The following is a 3,013-nucleotide window of genomic DNA, read 5'->3' on the forward strand; positions in this document are numbered from 1 at the left end:
CCCGGCCGCCGTGGCTTTCGGCGCGGTAGTCGTGATGACGATGTTCGCGGCCATGTCATTCGACCCGCGCCTGATCTGGGACGCAACGGAGCACAATCATGGCTAAACCTCCCGGTCTGCCGGGGTCATCGGATGTCCCCGAAGCTGTTGCCACGCGGCGCTCGCGCTGGCGGATGCAGATCGTGTGGCTGGTGCCACTCATTGCCGTTCTGATCGGCGGCTGGCTGGCCGTGAAGACGATCCTCGAGCAGGGCCCGACAGTCACCATCAGCTTCGACACCGGCGAGGGGCTCGAAGCGGGCAAGACGAAGATCAAGTTCAAGAACGTCGATATCGGTGTGGTCAAGAGTGTCACGTTGTCGGGCGATCACCGCCGCGTGATCGCCACGGCCGAACTGTCCAAAGATGCCACCAACCTGCTGGTAGACGACACGCGGTTCTGGGTCGTGCGTCCACGCATTTCCGGCGGCACCGTATCCGGCATCGGCACGCTGTTGTCGGGCTCGTTCATCGGCATGGACGTGGGCACATCGACGAAGCCGAAGCGCGATTACACGGGTCTGGAGTCACCGCCCGTTTTCGCGAGCGGCGTGCCGGGCCGCGAGTTCATACTGAAAGGCGCTGACATGGGCTCGCTCGATGTCGGTTCGCCCATTTTCTACAGACGGCTGCAGGTCGGCCAGATTACTTCGTACAAACTCGACCCGAATGGAAAGGGCGTGACGATGCATGTCTTCGTCAACGCCCCTTACGAGAAATACGTGACGCCTGATACGCGCTTCTGGCAGGCAAGCGGCGTCGACGTGTCGCTCGATACGACGGGCGTCAAGGTCAATACGGAATCGCTGGTGGCGATCCTGATTGGCGGACTCGCATTCCAGACGCCGGACGAAACGGCCGATGGAGCCGAGGCCGCCGCGAACGCCGAGTTCACGCTGTTCCGCGATCGTGCGGAGGCGTTTAAGCGCCACGATCGGATCGTCGACAACTATGTGCTGGTGTTCAGGGAGTCAGTGCGTGGACTGGCCGTCGGCGCGCCGGTCGATTTTCTTGGCATCGTGGTGGGCGAGGTTGCAGCGATCAATACGCGGTTTGATCCCGTTACCAAACAGTTCAGCATCCCGGTCGAGATACGTCTCTTTCCAGAACGTTTCACGTCGCGCTATGTGAAGGGCGGGGTTGGAGGCAGAATCACCGACGATCGTCAGCGACTTGCGCAAACGCTGATCGACCATGGCTTGCGCGCGCAATTGCGCACCGGAAACCTCCTGACCGGGCAACTCTATGTTGCACTCGACTTTTTCCCGAACGCGCCCAAGGCGAAGGTCGATTGGACCACCACTCCGCCCGAGTGGCCAACCATACCTGGCGGTCTGCAGTCCATGCAGGATTCGGTGACGAGTCTCCTCGCCAAGCTGAACCAGATTCCATTCGGCGGGATCGGGAAGGGCGCGCAAAAGACGTTGGCCGATGCGGATACGCTCCTCAAGCAGTTGCGGACCGACGTGGTGCCGCAGGCGCGGGACACGCTCGCCGCCGCACAGACGGCGCTAAATTCCGCGAACGGCGCGCTACAGCCCGATTCCGCGCTCGCGCAGAACACCTCTGACGCGATGAGGGAACTCGCGCGCACCGCAGCTGCTTTCCGTACGCTGGCGGACTATCTGGAACGCCATCCGGAGGCACTCATCCGCGGCAAGCTGGAGGATAAAAAATGATGCGCATATCCTTATCCCTCGTCGTCGCGGTGGCGGTTGCCGCGCTGATGAGTTGTGCCACGCCCAAGGCGGACTTCTACACGTTGAGTCAGGAGGTGCAAGGCGCAAGTGGGCAACCCGCAACGCCGATTGCGGTCCTGGTGGGGCCGGTCAGCGTGCCAGAGCTTGTCGACCGGCCGCAGATCGTGGTTCGTGCTGGCGTCAACCACGTGACTTTCGACGAATTCGCCCGCTGGGCCGAGCCGCTGAAGAGCCAGATTCCGCGCGTGTTTGTCGCCGATCTCTCGCAGCTGCTGAACAGCCCTCGCGTGTCGACTTTGCCGATCGGTGGGGACGCGGCGGCGGCCTGGCGAGTGCGGATCGACGTCCAGCGCTTCGATGCCTTGCTCGGCGATGCCGTGACTGTCGATGTCTTGTGGTCAGTGTTGCCACCGGGCAAAGCGCCGCCGATCATCGGCCGGACCATCGCGAGCGAGCGCTGCGCAGGCCCGGGCTACGATGCGGCGGTGGCGGCCTGGAGCAGGGCGCTCGCCACGGTGAGCCGCGCGATCGCTGCTGGAATCATGCCGGCACCGCCACCGTGAAACGTGCCGCGTTAGCGCGAGGGGACGCGCTTGTTGGCCCCTGGAGGCGACGACACACTGCGCCAGCCGTCGACGGAATCCAGGAACGGAGATGTCTCGCGCTAAGTGTGCAAGGCATATGGGTTACGGCGATCGTCCTTGCCATTGAACTGACGGCAGCGGGCTATGCATTCGCACAATCCGGAGTCGCTGGCTTGATCGACCAGCAGCAATGCATGTTCTGCCATACGACAGAGGGGGCTAACCTGGCCCCGTCGTTTCCGCAGATTGCGGAACGCTGTCGCACGGTGCTGGATGCGGGCGTCATGCTCGCAAAGAAAGTGAGGAATGGTGGAAAAGCAACGCTGGGGGGACATCACGATGCCGGACGCGGACCGCGTCGCGCCGCTTTCGCCTGAACAGGCCGACATGGTTATTCAGTGGGTGCCGACCCAGTGATTCGACACGGCCTGACCAGGTTTCCCGACGATGCAGGCTTGCGGCAGTTCGTCGAAGTGCCGCACTGTGCGGTCGGTTTCACCTTGAGTCTGTTCGTCGCGTTACTCGCGGTCGACGGTCACGGATACCGAGTGCCTCTCCGGTTCGGCGCGACGCTATCGGGCGTTACCGGATATCCGTCGCTCCCGGTTCGCGTCGAGTGAGACCGGGGAATGTCGCCGGAATAATTGATCGCTCGCTTAACTGGAGAAGAACATCGTGAGCCTCGACACA

General features: G+C 62.7%; 3 protein-coding genes. All 3 read left to right on the forward strand.

What is annotated here, in order from left to right:
* Positions 1–106, forward strand: a 106-nt coding sequence (locus P0D73_RS46150) for a paraquat-inducible protein A (protein ID WP_408436382.1), incomplete at its 5' end; no start/stop codon positions are given.
* Positions 99–1,718, forward strand: coding sequence for a PqiB family protein (locus P0D73_RS46155; RefSeq protein WP_408183614.1), 1,620 nt, complete (start codon positions 99–101; stop codon positions 1,716–1,718). The genes P0D73_RS46150 and P0D73_RS46155, both read left to right, overlap by 8 nt.
* Positions 1,715–2,302, forward strand: a complete 588-nt coding sequence (locus P0D73_RS46160) for a PqiC family protein (RefSeq protein ID WP_408321223.1) — start codon at positions 1,715–1,717, stop codon at positions 2,300–2,302. The genes P0D73_RS46155 and P0D73_RS46160 overlap by 4 nt, the downstream gene beginning before the upstream one ends.
* The last annotated feature ends 711 nt before the right edge of the window (positions 2,303–3,013 follow it).

Source organism: Paraburkholderia sp. RL18-101-BIB-B (genome assembly GCF_046026985.1).
Classification (GTDB): domain Bacteria; phylum Pseudomonadota; class Gammaproteobacteria; order Burkholderiales; family Burkholderiaceae; genus Paraburkholderia.

Bases quoted from the DNA above. Each gene is read 5' to 3' on its own strand.
- P0D73_RS46155 (WP_408183614.1), top strand. From the start codon at position 99: ATGGCTAAACCTCCCGGTCTGCCGGGGTCATCGGATGTCCCCGAAGCT.
- P0D73_RS46160 (WP_408321223.1), top strand. From the start codon at position 1,715: ATGATGCGCATATCCTTATCCCTCGTCGTCGCGGTGGCGGTTGCCGCG.